Raw genomic sequence first — 18,801 nt, 5'->3', positions numbered from 1 at the left:
TAATCAACCTCCAGTATTAGTTAAAGTGACGATCACAGTATGGTAGTAACGCCAAGAATCTTGCTCTTTTGATAGCTGTTGATAGCTGTCTTTGATACTTAGCTGATGTACCAGTTACACGGCTTGGTACGATTTTACCAGTTTCAGTAATATAAGCTTTTAACTTATTAACATCTTTATAATCTATTTCTTTTACACCTTCTACAGTGAAACGACAAACTTTACGACGACTCATCTTATACAATTCCTCTATTAAATTACTTCTTTCTCGTTTGATTCCATCATTACAGATGGCTCTATTACAGCTTCTTTTTTAGCGATAACTAAACGACGTAAAATAGCATCGTTGTATCTTAAAGATTCTTGAAGCTTCTCTAGAGACTCAGTTGGACACTCAATGTTAAATAGTACATAGTGTGCCTTGTGAAGTTTTTCGATAGGATAAGCTAATTGACGACGCCCCCAGTCTTCAAATCTGTGGATTTTACCGCCTTTTTCTTCGATTATACCACGGTATTTACCAAGCATTGCATCTAACTGATCTGATTGATCAGGGTGAATCATTAATACGATTTCATAATGTTTCATTTTATAAACTCCTTCCGGTTTATCATTTGATTATTTTTTACTGATAAGCTATACATATATTTTGTATAGCAAAGAGCAAGAAAAAATTATACTATTACAGACTAATAATAGCAACTATTTATTAACTAATTCAACAATGCACTCTTCGGGCATTAAATTTTGTGCTATTTTTTTGTTAGTAGTTACTAAACAATCCCAAATTATATATGGATCTTCTGTTTTAGTTCTTGATTTGACATATGGCGTCATTATTATATTTCCTTTGCCTAAATATCTATCATCAAATTTTAGTGATATTTCGCCATTATCCTTAATTAGAATATTGCTAGAACTATAATCATGAACTTTTTTGTCAGATATATTTGCTAGTTCATAGAGGCCATTTTGTGACTTTTGTTTAGCAATATGACCATTACCGTAATTCAATTCAGCACTTACTTGTGTCTTTATCAGCTTTAATTTTGACATCTTATTTGAAATTCGTGTAGTGTACTTGTGTGTCACATAGATCGAATATATTGAGCTAGCAATAATTATCGTAAAAACTAGTAGTAATACAATTTCAAGAATTGAAAAGGCTTTATTTTTTACAAGCAATTTTACTTCCCTACTGCTAAAATAGTATTTATTAATTTCAACTTCTATTTACCTAAAATAGAATTTAAAATCAAAGGTTATAATATCTTATGCAAGAAAAAGTTTCAAAATTTGAAGATTTTCTAACACAACTTCAACAAAATATTACCACAGCTCTAGAGCAGTGTGAAATAAATGCTGCAAAATTTATCTCTGACAAATGGCAAAAACCAAACACCTCAGAGCAAAAGCTTAAGGGTTATGGTAACTCTATGATTATAGAGGAAGGTGAAATATTTGAAAAAGGTGTAGTAGCTTTCTCTAGAGTTCATGGTAATGAGCTGCCGCCATCAGCAACAGCAAAAAGACAAGAGTTAGTAGGTAAATCATTTATTGCTACAGGTATCTCATTAGTTATACACCCTCGCAATCCTTTCGTGCCAACATCACATGCTAATTTTAGAATTTTTATTGCTGGCGCTAATACTGATAATCCAATATGGTGGTTTGGCGGTGGTTTTGATTTAACTCCATACTACCCTTTTAAAGAAGATGCAATTCACTGGCATCAAACAGCAAAAAATGTTTGCGATAAGCATGATCAAAGCTACTACCCTAGATTCAAAAAATGGTGTGATGAGTATTTTTATCTTAAACATCGTGATGAGTGTCGCGGAATTGGTGGTTTATTTTTTGATGATTTAAATGACAAATCCTTTGATGAATGCTTTAACTTTGTGACAGATTGTGCAAACTCGTATTTAGATGCTTATATTCCAATAGTAGAGAAAAGAAAAAACATCCAATACTCACAAATGCACAAAGATTTTCAACTATATCGTAGAGGTAGGTACGTTGAATTTAATCTAGTGTTTGATAGAGGTACAATATTTGGCTTACAAAGTGGAGGACGAACTGAATCGATACTCTCATCATTGCCACCAATGGCGACTTGGAGGTATAATTGGCATCCTGAGCCAGGCTCTGAAGAAGAAAAAGTCTACCAATATATAAAACCTAGGGATTGGATTAAATAGTAAATATTATAAGATTAATCATGAAAAAAATAACCGATATCTTCATGCTATACTTTATAACTATAGCATTACTCTTTGCAAAAGATTCATACCATTCCAAACAACTCCTATTAACTAATACAAATATTGTGTTTGCTGCGGATATTATCAGACATGGTGCTCGCACTTCAACACAATATGACCCTAACCTAGAATACCCTCCACTGTGGAATATAGATAACATCCCAGCTGGCCAGTTGACTCAATATGGATTTGATATGGAAAGATATAATGGGGAGTATTTTAGCAAAGAATATCATAAACTTTTAGGCACTGAATATCGCCGCGAAGATGTTTGCATTGTTGCTGATGGTACTAATAGAGATATCGCTAGTGCTCAAGCAGCTTTATTAGGGATGTTCCCTCGTATAAAAAACTTAGACGTTATTGAGATTATACCTAAAGCTAAAAATCCGTTGTTAAGTATGCATAAAAATATCAAAAATATTGATTCTGCACCTGGCTGGCTTGATAAATGGCGCAAAATAGAATATTTATCTGAAGTTTTAACTAAAAATAATTATATATCTAAAGATGACTACTGTGATAGTCCAGTTTCTACGCCACAACAGGCTTATAAATGTATACAACCTATTGCTAAATTTGCAGCCCAACTCATACCACTAAAAGACTATTGTTCAAAATCAGGTTGCTCAATATTCAAGACATATAAAGCTCTTACAAACTCAGATATAGATAACTTAATAGATGTATTTAACTTTAATAGCTATCACTCTACTATTCCATCAGAAATAGATGGTTTTGCTGGTTTTACAAAAGATTATTTACAAAATTCGATTAACTCTAATGGTGCTGTGGTAATTAGTCAAATAATTTTTGATATAAAACAAATTATCTCAAATCCAAACAACAAAAAATATCCTAAATATATTCTATTTGTTGGACATGATACTGGTATTAAATTTAATATCGCTTACTTACTTAGTAAAGCTAATAAAGTAAAAACCATACTAACAACAAACCCAGGATATGGTGCTGATCTATCTTTTAGAGTGTATAGAACTAATAACAAATACTACATAAGAGTTTCTTATAGAAATTCATATAATTCAGATAAAAGCGTTATTATTTTTGAAAATTCATTTAGTAAATTTGAAAAAATATACTTTGATAACTCTCAACTTCTTAAACAACAGTATAAAAATTGCTCTTCTTTTCAACTTTACTAATATTTTATTTATAACAAACTAGTTGAGTCTGATAAAATATAGCTACAATTATTATATAGAGATTATTGTTACTATGAAGATTAATTTTTGTGCAGGTCCGGCAGTTGTGCCTAGCTCAATAATACAAAAGCTACAACAAATGATGTCAAACTATAAAGATACAGGAGTATCGTTATTATCGATTTCTCATCGTGATAATGTTTTTGAAGAAGTCCATGCTTCTATTCAGAAAAATCTAAGAAACTTACTTAATATCCCTGATGATTATGCTGTACTGTTAATGCAAGCTGGAGCTACTGCCCAATTTGCTGCCATCCCAATGAACTTAGCTGATAAATATAATAAAGCATTATATGTATGTAGCGGTCAATGGTCAGAAAAAGCAGCTAAAGAAGCAGCTAAATTTATAGATGTAAATGCTGTTAAATATGATGATGATATTGCACAAAGTTTTGAAGCTGATAAATATGATTATATATACTATACTGATAACGAAACTGTAGATGGTTTTCAGATTAATAAACTTGCTAAGTCATGCAATACCGAAATAGTTTGTGATATGTCATCAAGCTTTTTATCAAAACCTATCAATGTTAATGATTATGGTTTAATCTATGCAGGTGCCCAAAAAAATGCAGGCATCCCAGGATTAACTATAGTCATAGTCAAAGATTCTTTAATTAAAGAAAAAAGTACTACTCCTATAGTTTTTGATTATCTGACTACAAAAAAATCAAACTCAGTCTATAACACACCTTCTGTAATCTCATGGGTTACATTTGAGTTAACGCTAGAGTACTTAATTGAAAAGTTCGGCAATCTAAACATCGTTGAAGAATTTAACAATCAAAAAGCTAGCTTACTTTACTCAACTATTGATAACTCAAAAATCTATAAAAATGATATCAAACCTAAATACCGCTCCAATATGAATGTAATATTTCATTTACCCACACAGGAGCTGACAGATAAGTTCCTAAACTATGCTAGTAAGGCTGGCTTCTATGGTCTTAAAGGGCATCGTATTGTAGGTGGTTGCAGAGCAAGTCTATATAATGCAGTAAGCCTAGAGGATGTCAAAAAACTTGTACAGTTTATGCAGGAATTTGAGAATGAACAATTCTAAGATTATTACAATTGATGGACCAAGCGGCGTTGGTAAAGGTACTTTAGCGAAGGCTCTAGCAAAATACTACGATTTTAAGCTATTAGATAGTGGCGCTATTTATAGACTAGCTGCGCTACACTGTTTCAAAAATAATGCCAATCTTGAAAACGAAGGTGATGTTTGTAAGACTTTAAAAAATTTAGACATCAATTTTAAAATTGAAGATGATTCGGTTAAGGCATTTCTATCGAACCAAGATGTAACTAAAGAGATACGTACTGAGCAAATAGGAATGCTTGCTTCCAAAGTTGCTGCTTACCCTACTGTTAGAGCTATACTTTTAGACAAGCAAAGAGAGTTTGCTACTGAACAAGGGTTGGTTGCTGATGGTAGAGATATGGGAACAGTAGTTTTCCCACAAGCACAGCATAAATTCTTTCTCGATGCTAGTATTGAGATTACAGCAAAACGTAGATACGATGAACTAAAGGCTAAAGGTCAAAATCCTGACTTTGAAAAAATTTTAGCAGATATTCAACAAAGAGATTTTCAAGATCGTAACCGTAAAGTAGCACCACTAAGACCTGCAAAAGATGCTATAATAGTAAATACTTCAGAACTCTCTATAAAAGAAGTATTTGATACTGTTATTAAACAAATAACTCTTTCAACTTAATATATAGAATCACATTAAAAAATAAGCGATATTTTCAGTCAACTTAAACTTGTTTCAAGCTCACAAAAAGATTAATACTCTTGGTAAAATACTAAAACTTAATTAAGTTTTAGATTCTATGATAGAAACTGAAGAAATAGCATCCCACTATATAGCTAATATATAATTAAAATCCTACTTTTATAACTTCACCATTAGCTATTCCAGCTACAGACTTAAGGTAAGCATTTGCTACTTCTTCAGCCTTGACAGCTTTATAGCCAACAAAAAACTGGGCATACTTATCAAGAGCTTCTTCAACCACAGTTGGGCTTACAACATTAATGCGAAACTTGCTATACTCTAAAGATGCTGCTTTTACAAACCCTTCCAATCCAGCATTAACTGTAGCAGCTATACTACCCATAGCTATTGGTTCAACATTTAGTATTCCTGAAGTAAGCGTAAACGAACCACCCTCATTAATATATTTTGAACCAATTTGTACTAAATTGATTTGTCCTAAAAGTTTATTGTTGAAGCTTAAATGCCAGTCTGCTTGAGCTATTGCTGTGACATCTTTAAAAACTACTTTTCCAGTAGTTGATACCAAAGCATCAAAACTACCAATTTCAGCAAATAAACTCTTTATAGACGCAGGGTCTTGGATATCTACAGCAAAATCAGTTTTCTCACCAGAAAAACTCACAGAAACTACCTGGAAGTTAGCATTGCTGAGAGATTGTAAAGTTGCTTTACCAATAGTTCCGGTCGCACCAACAACAATAACTTTTTTCATAATTACTTAGACTCTAAATACTTCAATAAGTTTTCTGGAGAAGACTCACCATAAGGATCATCATCTGCATTATCACGCTTACCTGGCTCTACAAACATTTTTTCAATTTCACCATTATTTACGATCATTGCATAGCGCCAAGATCTTTTGCCGAAACCGATATTTGATTTATCAACAAGCATATCTAAAGCCTGAGTGAATTCGCCATTACCATCTGGAATCGGTTTAATATTTTGAATTCCTTGAACCTGAATCCATTTGTTCATAACGAAACTATCATTTACAGATAAAACATAAATCTCATCTATGCCTAGCTCTTTAAATCTAGCTGCATTGTTTTCAAAACCTGGTAATTGGTAGGTTGAGCAAGTTGGTGTAAATGCTCCTGGTAATGAAAATACAATTACTCTTTTATTATCAAAAATATCTGCTGATGTAATATCTTGCCATCTAAATGGATTTGAGCCACCGATACTCTCATCTCTTACTCTAGTTTTAAAAGTTACATTAGGTACTCTTTTAGCCATGTCTAACTCCTTTGGTTTGTTATGCTACACTGTTTATTGTATTACTCTTGAACATAATTTAAAATATATAATATTTATAGTAAGTATAAACTTTACTTATGAATACCCGTACTCTTGAATATATCATTTCTGTATATGAAACTAAAAGTTTTATTACAGCGTCAGAAAAATGTTTTGTCAGCCAGCCTGCGCTAAGTATGCAAATAAAAAAATTTGAAGAGTACATTGGTATTCAAATTTTTGAGCGTGGCACAAAACAAGTCTTGATAACTAAATCAGGGATGAAAATTGTTAACCAAGCATATAAGATTCTTGATGAAGTAAGTAATCTTAAGAAAATTTCTGAACTACTTTTAGATAATGGTAAAATTAGCATTTCAATCGGTGCTTTTCCAACTTTATGTCCTTACTTAATGCCCAAAATTCTCCCTGCTATCAAGCAAGAATTGCCTAATCTAAGTATTGCGATAGTGGAAGAAAAAACAGACATTCTCGTCAAAATGCTTGATCAAGGTAAAGTCGATTTTGCCTTACTAGCAACACCTACAGAAAACTACCAATTCAAAAGAAAAAAAGTCTTTGATGATAAATTTTATGTAGCTGTAGCAAAGACTAATCCATTAGCAAAAAATAAGAAAATTTGTGTAAAAGAGATAGTTAAACAAAACCTTATGCTTCTTGATGAAGGTCATTGCCTTAGAGATCAAACTCTTAAGCTCTGTGCATTAAGTGAGTTTAATAATAATGACTTTAAAGGCAGCAGTCTAGAGACCCTAAGACAAATGGTATCTATCGATGAAGGTATAACTCTAATTCCTAAGATTGCTTGCACTAAGGCTGAAAATGTCAAATATATTGATATTGACAATAGGGATTTCTATAGAGAAATAGATTTAGTGATGCGCAAAAGCTCAATATATGAGGATTTATTTGCCAAGATTGTTAAAATAATTTCAAACAATTATTGACTCACATCAAAACCATCCAAATACCCATAGCTATCATCATTATATTCTCTGTTAAAGACAAAAAGCCTAAAGGAACATTACTATTACCTCCTACACAAGCACATTTCAGCTCACGCTTTTGAATATATACAGCATAAAAAACAGAAATAGCGCCAATTAAGCCTATCAAGACTGCTATCACTGCAGCTAGAATACTAAAAATTGATGCGACGATAGCTATACCAACAAAAGCTTCTGCAAATGGATAAATATATGCATATCTTAGATAGCGCATTGCTAACAAATCATAAGTAATAAACTGATTAACAAAACTATCTAAATTTTGAAACTTCAATGTCGCTAAAAAAGCAATACTTAGCCCCATAAACACTTTTATGGTTAATAAACCAAATACACTGCCTAGAATGAAATAACTAAATGCTAGCGCTAATAAAAAAGTCATTGCAAAAACTGCTACTACAGGCTTATATGATTTTGCTTGTTTATCTTTTGCTAAACCCAAAAATTTAACTAAATCATCATAGCCGCCAATTCTATTTCCATGTATAAATATTTGTGGAGTGGTCTTGACATTATATTTACTTTTAAATTCATCTACCTGTTGTCTATCTTTAAGATGAATATCTTCTATAAGATAGCCTTTGCGTCTTAGCAAATCCTTAGCTTTAATACCAAAAGGACAAACATGTTTATCTGTCACCATTCTATAAATTATTGCTTGTTGCTTACTCATATTATTTTCCCTTATTGATATTTTTTTAGAAGTTTCATTAATTGTGCTATTCTTTGTTGTAATGATACTTGATAATCTAGCTGGTAAGATTCCTCTAGACAAGATTGGATATGCGTCTCCAAAATAGCTAACTCAATTGATTTCAAAGCACTCCTAGCAGCTTTAACTTGAGTAATAATATCGACGCAATAACGCTGATCATCAATCATTCTTTTGATTGCTTCTACTTGACCAGCTACTCTATTTAGTTTACCTAAATGTTTCTTATGACAAGGGTTTGACATTTATAACTTCTTCTAAATATACCCTATATAAATATATAGTAACAAAGAAGTTTATTGAAAAAAAATAAGCTTGATACAGCAATTTATTTAGTGTTTGTGCTTTCAAATATTTTATCTGCAGATTTAGCAACGAAACCTTGATATAACTTACCAGAACTATCCGGATATCTCTTAGCAAATTCATAATAACATGATGGAATTTCTCGCTTACCATCTTTGAAATTAACCTCAGCTAAACCTGACATAGTACTTGATTGTTCAAGTAATTCTTGTTTTGAACCTTTGATTTCGCCTCCTGATGAGTTAAGTCTAAAACCATTTTGTTTAAGAAAACTATTTACTTGAGAAACCTCATCAAATTTTTTCAAATCATTGATAAATACAGTAAAATGGTTAGCCCTAAAACCAAAAGCATAGAACCATGCCGCATATTCAGACTCTTTAAGCAGTTTTTTGTATGTAGTATAATCGATTTGCCAACTCACACCAGATAATAATAACTTTTCAGGGTTATCAAGTAACTGCTGTGGTATTAGATCAACACATTTTTTTAATGTCTGTTGTAATTCATCAGAGAACTCTCTTGTTAGAAGCTGGCTAATAAATACTTTAGGTTGATTATCATCACTATGTTCAAGATGAATCGCCTTAAGTTTTTTTACTGCAAAATCATAATCATCACAAATACTATAGCCTTTATTAATAAAAACTTCTGCCAACTTATAGATATTTATCCTTTCATCATCTAAGGTTCGCAAAGCAATATGGTCATTTATAGGATTTTCGCCATTTTTTACAAACAAATCATAAATTTCTTTTGCGTGAGGATTACCACTAATATATTGCTCCCATAACTTATCTAAAATATCAATACTCATAACATTACTCCCCTAGATTAAATTTAATTCCTTGTGCTAATGGTAAATCTTTACCATAGTTGATAGTACTAGTTTGGCGACGCATATATGCTTTCCATGCATCTGAACCAGCTTCTCGCCCTCCTCCAGTATGCTTCTCACCACCGAAAGCCCCACCAATCTCTGCTCCTGAAGTACCAATATTTACATTAGCTATACCACAATCACTACCTAAACTAGACAAGAACTTTTCAGCATTTTGAAGGTTATCGGTAAATATAGAGCTTGATAAGCCGTATTTTACACTATTGTTTAGCACTATAGCTTCTTCAATGCTTTTAAAAGGCATTATGTATAATATTGGACAAAAGTTTTCTTCAGCAACGATTGGCATATTTGCATTAGCCTCGATAATAGTTGGCTCGACAAAAAAACCAGGCTTTGCGATACTCTTACCACCTGTTAGAATTTTACCACCTTGATTGACAGCTTGCTCTATAGTTCTAGTAAAATTATCAACTGCAGCTTGATCTATAAGAGGTCCCATTAGATTAATTTGATCGAGAGGATCACCAACTTTGACTTGCTTATAAGCATTAATCATTTTCTCTTTGACTAAGTCATAGATCGACTCATGAACAAACAATCTTCTTAATGAGGTACATCTCTGCCCAGCAGTACCAACAGCACCAAAAACTGCTGCTGGAATTGCAAGTTTCAAATTCGCAGACTCATCAATAATTGTAGCATTATTACCACCTAATTCTAAGATTGACTTAGCAAATCTTTTGGCAACTTGCTGACCAACATCTTGTCCTACTTTTGTCGAACCGGTGAAAGATACTAGATTAACTCTTTGATCATTAACTAATGTTTTTGACACTTCAACATCTTTAGAAATCACTGTGTAAAAAATTTCAGGGTAACTATGCTCTTTAATTACCTTTTGGCAAATATTGTGTACTGCAATAGAACACAAAGGTGTTTTTTCAGATGGCTTCCAGACTACTGTATTACCACAAATTACTGCTATAAAAGCATTCCAAGACCATACTGCTACGGGGAAGTTAAAAGCCGAGATAACCCCAATAACACCTAAAGGATGCCATTGCTCATACATTCTGTGATTATGACGCTCAGAATTCATCATAACACCATATAACATGCGTGACTGTCCTACAGCAAAATCTGCCATATCTATCATTTCTTGAACTTCTCCATCGCCCTCTTGTTTAGATTTACCCATCTCGAGAGATACTAGACTTCCTAGATGATTTTTATTTTTGCGTAACTCTTCACCTATTAGTCTAACTAATTCACCTCTTTTAGGTGCTGGAATTTGGCGCCATTGCTTAGCAACTTTAGTAGCTTTTATGATAGCCTCTTGCATATCTGCCACACTTTGATTTTTAACTTTAGCTAAAAGCTCACCAGTTGCGGGATTTAGGGTCTCTATAATATTAGTAGTATCATTAGTGATATATTTCTCTAAGCCCAAATCTAATTCTTTTAAAATACTCATGCTTCCTCCTATATTAATCTGCTTGTATTAATAGTCCAGATTTCTTATAGTATTGACCAAATCTATTTTTATAAAATTTTTTTAGACATATCGATTCTTGATTTATAAAACCTTTAGGCTCACCTTTACCATCAAGTAAAAGATCTATACTAACGCATAAACTAGTTGCAGTTGTTAGTTGTAAAGCTGAAAAATACTTACCAAACATAAATTTTGATGGATATTTCTGGGCGAAATGGCGTTCAGCTTTTAGACCTTTACGGATACCATCAACAGAGACATAGATAAGCACAATATCTTGATTAATACGCGGCAAAGCTTTCTCCATAATTTTAACCATTGTTTCTAAATCTTCGCCAAGCTTCATATCCTGCATTAGGAACTTCATTTTCTCACAATGCCCTGGATAGCGAACACTTTTATAGTTTATATTTTTAACCTTACCAGCGTAAGTCTCTATCATCGAGCCAATACCACCAGAGGTATTAAAAGCTTCATAAGTAAGACCATCAATCTTTATCTCTTCAATATCTGCTAATGGCGCTAAAGTTCTTTTCTCCCCATCAACGATACCCTCACATGGCTTAGCATACTCATTTACTAGTCCTTCAGTTGACCAAGTTAAAGCATATTGAAGCGTATTTGATACATTTAATGGCAATGCTCCTACTCTCATACGCACGGTATCTATTGATTCAAATTCTTTCATGAGATTGTTTGATACTATACTGATAAATCCAGGTGCCAAACCACATTGAGGAGCAAAAAAATTATTTTTAGCATTCTTTGCAATGCTTTTAATATAGCTAGTAACTTCAACATCTTCTGTTAAATCAAAATAATTAAGCTCAAGTTCACCAGCTAATTTAGCAATACCCTTATTAAGAAAAAATGGCAAACATGAAACAATTGTTTTGATATTGTATTCTTTTACATAGTTTTCTAAATCTGTAGGACTTGTAGCATCTAATTCTACATGCTTTAAATTATCAACATTTTTTTCTAAAACTGGTTTATCCTCAGGAATATGTTTATCAAGCAAATGAACTCTATAATTACCACTTTCAACCAATAAACAACTTACAAGTGAACCGACTCTACCGGCACCCAAAATTATAACATCCTTCATAAATACCTCTTTTTTCGTCTCCTATAGATTTATTTATATCACTTGATTTAACACGAGTAAATATAATTCTCTGTTGATTTACTATCTAACTAGCTTTTACGCAAATATATTATTGTTCAATAAAATTTCTACAATAATAATAAAAATATAATAAATGTGTTATTTGTATAAGCATTCAAAATAACAATGAGCGTTAGTTGAGCTGCTCAATTAAAAATCTTTTTATTATTTTTAAATAAAAGATTTAGATCTTTATTTTATTAGCTATATGCCAAATAAATTAGAAAATAAAATAATAGACTTTTTTTAACTTGCCAATATCAACGATCCATAAAAGAGTCGTTTTACCTTGCTGAACAGCAATTTTCTGACGAATATTGTTGACTTGAATCATATAATTGCCACTATCAAGTTGTTGCTCAAATAAATCAACACTATTTGGTAGTAATAACCAACTTCTTAAATCTGCTCTCTTAGGATCCGTTTTTGATAAATCAAACTTCAAGGTACTACCTAATAAACCTCCTAAAGCAAAATTCTTTTCATAATCATATTTAAACGCCTCAATAACAACATTTTGAGTTATAAATTTCGAGTATGCTTCTACCAAAGATTTCATTGCAAACAAAGTTGTATCTAACAAAGTCTCTGTGTATGTATCAGTTACAATGGTATCACCTGCTGAGATTATAACTCTCTTTGGATCAAAGAAATTATAATCAGTACTATACACCGGTAGATCAATCTTTCTGACACCTATATTACCAAGATCTAGACTTGCTTGAGCAGATCTACGCGTATATACAAGCCCCTGCTCATAAAATACTACTACTCTTCCCATACCCATTGCAAATGGCGATGTCTGGCTTATTATCGCTGACCTAAACTCATTAGCAGTTTGGTCAAGGTGCTTATTGCCAACAGTGTACTGTTGTGCCTCTTCAATATCTGTCAAAGACTTTTGGTAATCTTTTGAAACTGCAGAATCAAGTAATGCTTTGAGATAGTAGCTCATTGGATTACCATATGCATTGGGAATTCTTTTTGAAAACTCAAGCATTTGTGTTAATGCTTTAAAGTTTCCTAAACCTAGATTATCACTTGTTATCTCATTTCTAACTAAGTCTTTTTGCCCAAGTTGCTTCATCCCTTCAGCAAGAATTTCTTGCTCATCACGCCATATTTTAGCCTTATCAAGGCTATTAAGTACTTGTATTGCCTCTTTAATATTATTTGTTTCAAGATAGTTTAAAGCCTGATAAGTATACAAAAAAGTAATTGCGTAATCTGGGATATTATATGCAGTTTTAATATCATAATAATCATATGTATTTCTGTTTAGAAGTATTTTTTTGGCTTGATCTAAAGACTGTTGTTGATTTTTAGGTAGCGACTCTATGACTTTGTTATAAGCTGTTATTGAGGCTTGATAATCACTATTTAACTGTGTTAATCTTCCAGATTCTAATTGATTAAGACTTTTAAGCTGTCTAACATTGCCGATGCTATTATTTTTTTTGATTGCCTCAGTTACATCACCTTGGACAAGTTCTTTACGCACAGAGCTAAATATCCAAGGATAGCTACTAGAAACAAACTCCAGTTTTGTGACATCTTTTTTTGCTGTACTACAAGAATTTAGCAATATTATAAAAACACTTATAAATAAAAATCTATTAACACTTTTCATCGTGGTAACACCAGTGCCATGGCTCATATACAAATCCATAATCATTATTACGCGGAAAACTCAGCTTAAAGCCATATTTATGTGCATTTTTAGTTAACCACTCAAAAGCATAAGTTTTCTCGAAGCTCTCTGTCAAAACTTCTTTTTCATCTCCAGTTGTTAAATCAATAGCCTTACCAGTATGATGTTCACTCTCTCCTGGCAAAGCGTTTACTTTCATAATTTGTTCTAAAGTCTGGCCATTAGCAAGTTTTCTATCTATGATTTTTTGCTGGTATTCATAACTTCTAAAGCCAGATACTATAAATAAACTAACATCATCATTACTTGCTGCTTGTTTTAGAGCTAACCAAGCTTTATAAGTATTTTTCTCCAAAAATAGATCTCGAGCAAAAAAATCTTTACCAGCTAAAATAAGTTCATGTTCTTTTGCTTCTGGAAAAATTATTTTTTTTACCATTTGGCGTCTTCTTCTAATTTTAGTAAGTTTGTAAGATAATTATGATGTGCAGAAATATCGCTAATACTATCATTAGCCTTGCGTAAATTTAATTTATTAATATCAATATCAATACTATTTTTATTTACTGTTTTGACTGTTTGAAGGCTTAGGTTAGTCTGCCCACCCGTCATAGCCAGATAAACATCAGCTAAAAGCTCACTATCTAATAATGCACCGTGAAAAGTACGATGATCATTTCTAATTTGATATCTTTTACATAGAGCATCAAGGTTATTTTTCTGGAGAGGATGTTTTTTTCTAGCTAGCTCAAGGCTATCGATAATTTTAGCGACATGTTGCTCTAATGTTCCATACTTATTATTTTTTAAAAGGCTAAGTTCCCAATTAATAAATGGCACATCAAAAGCAGCATTATGAATTATAACTTCAGCATCTTTTAGAAAATCAATCATTTCATCAACTTTATCTTCAAAAAGAGGTTTGTCTGCGAGAAAATCATTTGTAAGACCATGAATAGCTAAAGCTCCAGCTTCAACTTCATAGTTTGGATTGCAGTAAAAATGTAGTGTATTTCCTGTGATTCTTCTATCGATAACTTCAACTGCACCAAACTCAATAATTCTATTACCAATCTTATAATCAAAACCAGTAGTTTCAGTATCTATAAAAACTTGTCGCGACATTTTAAAAATTCTTATTAACTTTACTAAGTATTTAATTATAGCAATAGATTACTATAAATATAATGTATAGTTTATAGAAAGATAGTTCTGTTTTTCACTAAAATTAGTGCTACGCGAATTTATGTTAGTGTAATCAAATCCTAACCAGGAATCATAAAAGATATTAAATCTAAAGCCAGCACCATATTGGTATGAGTAGTTTTTTAGCAAATGCTCGCTTCTCATTATCAGTTAATGCTTCACCCTCTTTAACTGCTAAATCTTGAATAGCTTGTTGCGCAGCTTTTTCAAATTGTTCTGAGCTTAAAGGGACATTATCCTGTATAAGCCTCATTAGGGAAAACCCTTCTAAAAGCATTAGATTCAAGCTTGCGGACACTCTTCTGGGAAATAGTTATTATTTACAGACTAGAAGAATCTAAGTGCTCAGTTGCTTAATTAGTACTAGCTATACAAAATGCAGATATTATAAAAATACTTGCTAGAGCAACTAACTTTCTAAACATCTACTATAATTCTTCTGTTGAAGCACTATTATTTTGAATTATATTAATAATTTGTTGTTGACTAAGTGCCTCACCATCTTGGATCTCTATATCATCAATTGTATTTGCTACTTTTTTGCTAACAGTAATTTTTTTACCATTATCTTTGACATAATATGCATAACACAAACTACAAATTGATATAAAAATTACCAAAAATAGTAGCCTTTCAAACTTCATATATTTATATTTTTTTTACAAACTGAGACTTTAATTTAATTGCCCCAAAGCCATCAATCTTACAATCAATATTGTGATCGCCTGTTACTAAGCGAATATTTTTTACTTTAGTACCAACTTTTATAACTTGCGAAGAACCTTTTAGTTTTAAGTCTTTTATTATAGTTATCGAATCCCCATCTGTAAGAAAATTTCCATTTGAGTCTTTAACTACTAACTTATCAGCACTAGTTTCACCAGCCTGCCACTCATAACCACACTCGGGACAAATTAATAATTGACCATCTTGATAGACATATTCTGATTGACACTTTGAACATAATGGTAAATTAGACACCTGCATTCCTAGAATTTTTTTAATGTGCTTAATATACCATTATAGTAATTCAATTACTATCTATTATAATATTTATCTTTGTTAGGATAAGATAGCAAAATATACTCAAATAAATATCCTTAAATACATAGCCAAAATGTTATCTTGCTGATCAAAACTTTTAGCCTGACCTTTGATATATGTATAACTAAACCCAAGCCAGCCATCAGCAAAAATATTATACCTAAAGCCACTAGTTATAGCTGCTGAATAGTTATCTGCTGCTTGCTGGATTTGTGAATAGCTAACAAATGGCACTAAATCTTTATTGTAAAGATTAGCAGTGTAGTCAAGTTGCGAAGACCAGCCAAAAACATTACCACCACTAGTTAAAAAATCATTAGTATTTAGATCAGGAAATATCGATGTTGCATACGCTTCCCTTAAATTAAAACCTCCAGAAAGATTAGTAGTTTTGGTAACACCTTTATCAGTAAAAACAAATTCATTAATAAACTCAAATTTATTAATGTTCATACCAAAATTAAAATCTGCAACACCTATATTATCATTATGCTCATTTGTAAAGCCAGAAACATTTGAATAGGCAGCACCAAGATACCAATAATCACCAACGCTTTGTAAATCTTGGGTGTACTTCATATTTACAGAAAAACTTAATTTAGCATTACCATTATAAGCATTAGCAACTTGCAGCAGAGTACTCTTAGGTGATGCTAAAAAGACGAAATTTGCTTGTAGTCCATCTTTATTATAAGATAGATTAACGTTACCACCAGATTGCATAAAATATATACGCGTTAAGGTTGGTATAAAGTTAGTTGTCTCATCAAAATTACCAAAATTGACTGTTGATAGCGCTGCATATGTATACACAGGTAACTTATTTAAATTACCAACAATAAAGTACACACCACCTGGAGTAGCACTCCATTGCCCACCAATTGCATAAGTATTTAGCGAAGCAAAAATAGATGTCCATTCACCTAAAGTACTTAGCATGTAATATTCTAAACTGTAATTATTGATAGAATTTGAGGAAATATTATTTTTAGTATCTATACCCCAACTTGGATTAAATGAGGCCATTCCACCTAAATATAAATAATCATCTTTTAGAAGTCCATTTTGTCGTGACAATAAAATAAACTCAGGGTCACCAGTTTGTTGTTGAGTATTAAGCATTGCTTGAGAAAATATTACATTATTATCGATGCCATTAAAAAATGGTGGTTTGATTTTATCCGCATCAGTTATTTTCAAAAGTGTTTTACCAACATCAAAAGTTTTACCTGCAACTATAGACTCTCCTTCATATTGCTCAACGACATCAACTGCTGAGCTATCTGTTTTAATTGCTTGCTTAGCTTTATCAGTCTGAATAAGTTGTTTTTGCGTATTTATATCAGAAATTTGATCGGCTGCATAGCTATTATAAGTAAGCAAGAGCAAACTTATCAAAGTTATAAAAATATTCTTCATCTATACAGCTTAAAATACCAAGAATTTTTAAAGGTTAGAAATATTTAATATAATGAATAAATTTATTATAGATCTACAACATGTTCAGAGAGGTATTCAGCAACACCTTGAGGCGAAGCTTTCATACCTTGATCACCTTTCTTCCAACCAGCTGGACAAACTTCTCCATGCTCTTCATGGAATTGTAAAGCTTCTACCATTCTGATAACTTCATCCATATTTCTACCTAATGGTAAATCATTAACTACTTGATGACGTACTACTCCAGACTTATCGATTAAGAAAGTACCTCTAAAAGCCATGCCACCGGCAGATTGCACATCATATGCTTTAACTATTTCTTGGTTAATATCAGCAATCATAGTATATTTAACTGGACCGATACCACCATCTTTTATTGAAGTATTTCTCCAAGCATTATGAGTAAAATGTGAATCAATTGATACAGAAACAACTTCTACACCAAGCTCTTTAAGCTTAGCTGTTCTTTTATCTAAAGCGATGAGCTCAGAGGGGCAAACAAACGTGAAATCTAATGGATAGAATACCACAACAGCATATTTACCTTGGATAGCTTTTGCAAAATCATAGCTATCAACAATCTCACCATTACCTAAAACAGCTGGTGCATTGAATACCGGTGCTTTTTTACCTACTAATACCATAATTTCATCCTCCATTTAATAAAGTTTTATGGTTAATTTATCTAAATTAGCGCTTGTAATTTTGCTTACTAATTGCACTTATGTCAACTCTATTTATCGTATATAATACCGCTAATAATATAATTTCAGAAAATAATATGCTTTTACCTGTTCATAAAAATACTAAACTACTAATTTTTGATTGTGATGGTACTATCGCAAATAATATGGGTGTTCATATAAATGCATGGCTTAATGTTTTGAAAAATACAAAAATTGAAATTGAATCGGTAGACTTTGATAAATATAATGGCCTGCCTAGTGAATATATTCTAAAAGAAGTTTTTAATTTTGATGATAATCAAACACCTAAATTAGCTGATAAAATCAAAAAAACCTCTTATGAGCTATTAAGTCAAACAAAACCTATCAAACCTATAGTTGATTTGATCAAACATTATCATAGAAAAATACCTATGCTAGTTATATCTGGTGGTAAAAAGCTAAATGTATATAAATCTCTCGATGTAATTGGGCTTAGAGGTTTTTTTGATGAAATTATTACTGCTGATGATGCTCATCCAAGCAAAAACACTCCAGAGGCGTTTACTTTGCTTGCAGATAAATATAACCTAAAACCTCGAGAGTGTCATGTTTTTGAAAATGGTGTTCCAGGACTTATTAGCGCTTTACAAGCTGGTATGACTGTTACAGATGTCAGAAATATTGAATTAGATTAGAAGATTTATAAAAAAATAATTGCTA

General features: G+C 32.0%; 24 protein-coding genes. 6 read left to right on the top strand and 18 right to left on the bottom strand.

The window, feature by feature from the left end:
• Nucleotides 1–16: 16 nt before the first annotated feature.
• From rpsR to CGC45_RS03890, 3 genes are all read right to left on the bottom strand, one after another.
• The gene (rpsR, locus tag CGC45_RS03900; RefSeq protein ID WP_070083940.1) at nucleotides 17–235 is read right to left on the bottom strand and encodes a 30S ribosomal protein S18; all 219 of its coding nucleotides are present in this window, start codon (nucleotides 233–235) and stop codon (nucleotides 17–19) included.
• A gap of 17 nt (nucleotides 236–252) precedes the next feature.
• On the bottom strand, nucleotides 253–588 hold the full coding sequence (gene rpsF, locus CGC45_RS03895) for a 30S ribosomal protein S6 (protein ID WP_071629048.1): 336 nt from the start codon (nucleotides 586–588) through the stop codon (nucleotides 253–255).
• 114 nt (nucleotides 589–702) lie between these two features.
• On the bottom strand, nucleotides 703–1,185 hold the full coding sequence (locus CGC45_RS03890) for a transposase (protein ID WP_240308763.1): 483 nt from the start codon (nucleotides 1,183–1,185) through the stop codon (nucleotides 703–705).
• Between the two features lie 89 nt (nucleotides 1,186–1,274).
• Here CGC45_RS03890 and hemF point away from each other — a divergent pair, with 89 nt between their 5' ends.
• From hemF to cmk, 4 genes are all read left to right on the top strand, one after another.
• On the top strand, nucleotides 1,275–2,201 hold the full coding sequence (gene hemF / locus CGC45_RS03885) for an oxygen-dependent coproporphyrinogen oxidase (RefSeq protein WP_071629047.1): 927 nt from the start codon (nucleotides 1,275–1,277) through the stop codon (nucleotides 2,199–2,201).
• Nucleotides 2,202–2,221: 20 nt separating this feature from the next.
• Complete coding sequence (locus tag CGC45_RS03880) at nucleotides 2,222–3,430, top strand: histidine phosphatase family protein (RefSeq protein WP_071629046.1); 1,209 nt, start codon at nucleotides 2,222–2,224, stop codon at nucleotides 3,428–3,430.
• A gap of 73 nt (nucleotides 3,431–3,503) precedes the next feature.
• Nucleotides 3,504–4,556 carry a 3-phosphoserine/phosphohydroxythreonine transaminase gene (gene serC, locus CGC45_RS03875; RefSeq protein WP_071629045.1) on the top strand — a complete coding sequence of 351 codons (1,053 nt, stop codon included), beginning with the start codon at nucleotides 3,504–3,506 and terminating at the stop codon, nucleotides 4,554–4,556.
• The gene (gene cmk, locus CGC45_RS03870; protein WP_071629044.1) at nucleotides 4,543–5,214 is read left to right on the top strand and encodes a (d)CMP kinase; all 672 of its coding nucleotides are present in this window, start codon (nucleotides 4,543–4,545) and stop codon (nucleotides 5,212–5,214) included. The genes serC and cmk overlap by 14 nt, the downstream gene beginning before the upstream one ends.
• Nucleotides 5,215–5,380: 166 nt before the next feature.
• Here cmk and CGC45_RS03865 read toward each other — a convergent pair whose 3' ends face one another.
• Nucleotides 5,381–5,992 carry a short chain dehydrogenase gene (locus CGC45_RS03865; RefSeq protein WP_071629043.1) on the bottom strand — a complete coding sequence of 204 codons (612 nt, stop codon included), beginning with the start codon at nucleotides 5,990–5,992 and terminating at the stop codon, nucleotides 5,381–5,383.
• A 2-nt stretch (nucleotides 5,993–5,994) separates the two neighbouring features.
• Nucleotides 5,995–6,519: a peroxiredoxin gene (locus CGC45_RS03860; RefSeq protein WP_071629042.1), complete on the bottom strand. Its 525-nt coding sequence runs from the start codon at nucleotides 6,517–6,519 to the stop codon at nucleotides 5,995–5,997.
• A 98-nt stretch (nucleotides 6,520–6,617) separates the two neighbouring features.
• Here CGC45_RS03860 and oxyR point away from each other — a divergent pair, with 98 nt between their 5' ends.
• Nucleotides 6,618–7,487 (top strand): oxidative stress transcriptional regulator OxyR, encoded by an 870-nt coding sequence (oxyR, locus tag CGC45_RS03855; RefSeq protein ID WP_071629041.1) that lies wholly within the window; start codon nucleotides 6,618–6,620, stop codon nucleotides 7,485–7,487.
• Between the two features lies 1 nt (nucleotide 7,488).
• Here the strand turns inward: oxyR and CGC45_RS03850 are convergent, their stop codons facing one another.
• From CGC45_RS03850 to CGC45_RS03790, 13 genes are all read right to left on the bottom strand, one after another.
• Entirely contained in the window at nucleotides 7,489–8,220 is a 732-nt protein-coding gene (locus tag CGC45_RS03850; protein ID WP_071629040.1) for a MauE/DoxX family redox-associated membrane protein, read from the bottom strand.
• Between the two features lie 11 nt (nucleotides 8,221–8,231).
• Nucleotides 8,232–8,504 (bottom strand): metal-sensitive transcriptional regulator, encoded by a 273-nt coding sequence (locus CGC45_RS03845; protein WP_071629039.1) that lies wholly within the window; start codon nucleotides 8,502–8,504, stop codon nucleotides 8,232–8,234.
• Between the two features lie 83 nt (nucleotides 8,505–8,587).
• Nucleotides 8,588–9,382, bottom strand: coding sequence for a DUF1338 domain-containing protein (locus CGC45_RS03840; RefSeq protein ID WP_071629038.1), 795 nt, complete (start codon nucleotides 9,380–9,382; stop codon nucleotides 8,588–8,590).
• 4 nt (nucleotides 9,383–9,386) lie between these two features.
• Nucleotides 9,387–10,883: an L-piperidine-6-carboxylate dehydrogenase gene (amaB, locus tag CGC45_RS03835; RefSeq protein WP_071629037.1), complete on the bottom strand. Its 1,497-nt coding sequence runs from the start codon at nucleotides 10,881–10,883 to the stop codon at nucleotides 9,387–9,389.
• 13 nt (nucleotides 10,884–10,896) lie between these two features.
• Nucleotides 10,897–12,012, bottom strand: coding sequence for a saccharopine dehydrogenase family protein (locus tag CGC45_RS03830; RefSeq protein WP_071629036.1), 1,116 nt, complete (start codon nucleotides 12,010–12,012; stop codon nucleotides 10,897–10,899).
• A 280-nt stretch (nucleotides 12,013–12,292) separates the two neighbouring features.
• Nucleotides 12,293–13,702: a COG3014 family protein gene (locus tag CGC45_RS03825; RefSeq protein ID WP_071629035.1), complete on the bottom strand. Its 1,410-nt coding sequence runs from the start codon at nucleotides 13,700–13,702 to the stop codon at nucleotides 12,293–12,295.
• Complete coding sequence (locus CGC45_RS03820; protein WP_071629034.1) at nucleotides 13,689–14,162, bottom strand: M15 family metallopeptidase; 474 nt, start codon at nucleotides 14,160–14,162, stop codon at nucleotides 13,689–13,691. The genes CGC45_RS03825 and CGC45_RS03820 overlap by 14 nt, the downstream gene beginning before the upstream one ends.
• On the bottom strand, nucleotides 14,156–14,848 hold the full coding sequence (gene dnaQ / locus CGC45_RS03815; protein ID WP_071629033.1) for a DNA polymerase III subunit epsilon: 693 nt from the start codon (nucleotides 14,846–14,848) through the stop codon (nucleotides 14,156–14,158). Before dnaQ ends, CGC45_RS03820 begins: the two co-directional genes overlap by 7 nt.
• A 169-nt stretch (nucleotides 14,849–15,017) precedes the next feature.
• On the bottom strand, nucleotides 15,018–15,182 hold the full coding sequence (locus CGC45_RS09305) for a hypothetical protein (protein ID WP_232310107.1): 165 nt from the start codon (nucleotides 15,180–15,182) through the stop codon (nucleotides 15,018–15,020).
• 175 nt (nucleotides 15,183–15,357) lie between these two features.
• Nucleotides 15,358–15,573 carry a hypothetical protein gene (locus CGC45_RS03805; protein ID WP_071629032.1) on the bottom strand — a complete coding sequence of 72 codons (216 nt, stop codon included), beginning with the start codon at nucleotides 15,571–15,573 and terminating at the stop codon, nucleotides 15,358–15,360.
• Between the two features lie 4 nt (nucleotides 15,574–15,577).
• Nucleotides 15,578–15,910, bottom strand: a complete 333-nt coding sequence (locus CGC45_RS03800) for a zinc ribbon domain-containing protein YjdM (RefSeq protein ID WP_071629031.1) — start codon at nucleotides 15,908–15,910, stop codon at nucleotides 15,578–15,580.
• Nucleotides 15,911–16,015: 105 nt separating this feature from the next.
• Nucleotides 16,016–17,392 carry a hypothetical protein gene (locus tag CGC45_RS03795; RefSeq protein ID WP_071629030.1) on the bottom strand — a complete coding sequence of 459 codons (1,377 nt, stop codon included), beginning with the start codon at nucleotides 17,390–17,392 and terminating at the stop codon, nucleotides 16,016–16,018.
• A 65-nt stretch (nucleotides 17,393–17,457) separates the two neighbouring features.
• On the bottom strand, nucleotides 17,458–18,057 hold the full coding sequence (locus CGC45_RS03790) for a peroxiredoxin (RefSeq protein ID WP_071629961.1): 600 nt from the start codon (nucleotides 18,055–18,057) through the stop codon (nucleotides 17,458–17,460).
• Nucleotides 18,058–18,194: 137 nt separating this feature from the next.
• Here CGC45_RS03790 and CGC45_RS03785 point away from each other — a divergent pair, with 137 nt between their 5' ends.
• Nucleotides 18,195–18,776, top strand: coding sequence for an HAD family hydrolase (locus CGC45_RS03785; RefSeq protein WP_071629960.1), 582 nt, complete (start codon nucleotides 18,195–18,197; stop codon nucleotides 18,774–18,776).
• Nucleotides 18,777–18,801 lie beyond the last annotated feature (25 nt).

Origin of the sequence: Francisella opportunistica, from assembly GCF_003347135.1 — a bacterium.
In the GTDB taxonomy this organism is placed as follows: Bacteria; Pseudomonadota; Gammaproteobacteria; order Francisellales; family Francisellaceae; genus Francisella; species Francisella opportunistica.
Note: the sequence above shows the minus strand (reverse complement) of the source record. Positions and strands in the feature narration are given on the sequence as shown.

Coding starts and splice junctions, on each gene's coding strand:
- rpsR (WP_070083940.1), bottom strand. CDS start 235: ATGAGTCGTCGTAAAGTTTGTCGTTTCACTGTAGAAGGTGTAAAAGAA.
- rpsF (WP_071629048.1), bottom strand. CDS start 588: ATGAAACATTATGAAATCGTATTAATGATTCACCCTGATCAATCAGAT.
- hemF (WP_071629047.1), top strand. CDS start 1,275: ATGCAAGAAAAAGTTTCAAAATTTGAAGATTTTCTAACACAACTTCAA.
- CGC45_RS03880 (WP_071629046.1), top strand. CDS start 2,222: ATGAAAAAAATAACCGATATCTTCATGCTATACTTTATAACTATAGCA.
- serC (WP_071629045.1), top strand. CDS start 3,504: ATGAAGATTAATTTTTGTGCAGGTCCGGCAGTTGTGCCTAGCTCAATA.
- cmk (WP_071629044.1), top strand. CDS start 4,543: ATGAACAATTCTAAGATTATTACAATTGATGGACCAAGCGGCGTTGGT.
- CGC45_RS03865 (WP_071629043.1), bottom strand. CDS start 5,992: ATGAAAAAAGTTATTGTTGTTGGTGCGACCGGAACTATTGGTAAAGCA.
- CGC45_RS03860 (WP_071629042.1), bottom strand. CDS start 6,519: ATGGCTAAAAGAGTACCTAATGTAACTTTTAAAACTAGAGTAAGAGAT.
- oxyR (WP_071629041.1), top strand. CDS start 6,618: ATGAATACCCGTACTCTTGAATATATCATTTCTGTATATGAAACTAAA.
- CGC45_RS03850 (WP_071629040.1), bottom strand. CDS start 8,220: ATGAGTAAGCAACAAGCAATAATTTATAGAATGGTGACAGATAAACAT.
- CGC45_RS03845 (WP_071629039.1), bottom strand. CDS start 8,504: ATGTCAAACCCTTGTCATAAGAAACATTTAGGTAAACTAAATAGAGTA.
- CGC45_RS03840 (WP_071629038.1), bottom strand. CDS start 9,382: ATGAGTATTGATATTTTAGATAAGTTATGGGAGCAATATATTAGTGGT.
- amaB (WP_071629037.1), bottom strand. CDS start 10,883: ATGAGTATTTTAAAAGAATTAGATTTGGGCTTAGAGAAATATATCACT.
- CGC45_RS03830 (WP_071629036.1), bottom strand. CDS start 12,012: ATGAAGGATGTTATAATTTTGGGTGCCGGTAGAGTCGGTTCACTTGTA.
- CGC45_RS03825 (WP_071629035.1), bottom strand. CDS start 13,702: ATGAAAAGTGTTAATAGATTTTTATTTATAAGTGTTTTTATAATATTG.
- CGC45_RS03820 (WP_071629034.1), bottom strand. CDS start 14,162: ATGGTAAAAAAAATAATTTTTCCAGAAGCAAAAGAACATGAACTTATT.
- dnaQ (WP_071629033.1), bottom strand. CDS start 14,848: ATGTCGCGACAAGTTTTTATAGATACTGAAACTACTGGTTTTGATTAT.
- CGC45_RS09305 (WP_232310107.1), bottom strand. CDS start 15,182: ATGAGGCTTATACAGGATAATGTCCCTTTAAGCTCAGAACAATTTGAA.
- CGC45_RS03805 (WP_071629032.1), bottom strand. CDS start 15,573: ATGAAGTTTGAAAGGCTACTATTTTTGGTAATTTTTATATCAATTTGT.
- CGC45_RS03795 (WP_071629030.1), bottom strand. CDS start 17,392: ATGAAGAATATTTTTATAACTTTGATAAGTTTGCTCTTGCTTACTTAT.
- CGC45_RS03790 (WP_071629961.1), bottom strand. CDS start 18,057: ATGGTATTAGTAGGTAAAAAAGCACCGGTATTCAATGCACCAGCTGTT.
- CGC45_RS03785 (WP_071629960.1), top strand. CDS start 18,195: ATGCTTTTACCTGTTCATAAAAATACTAAACTACTAATTTTTGATTGT.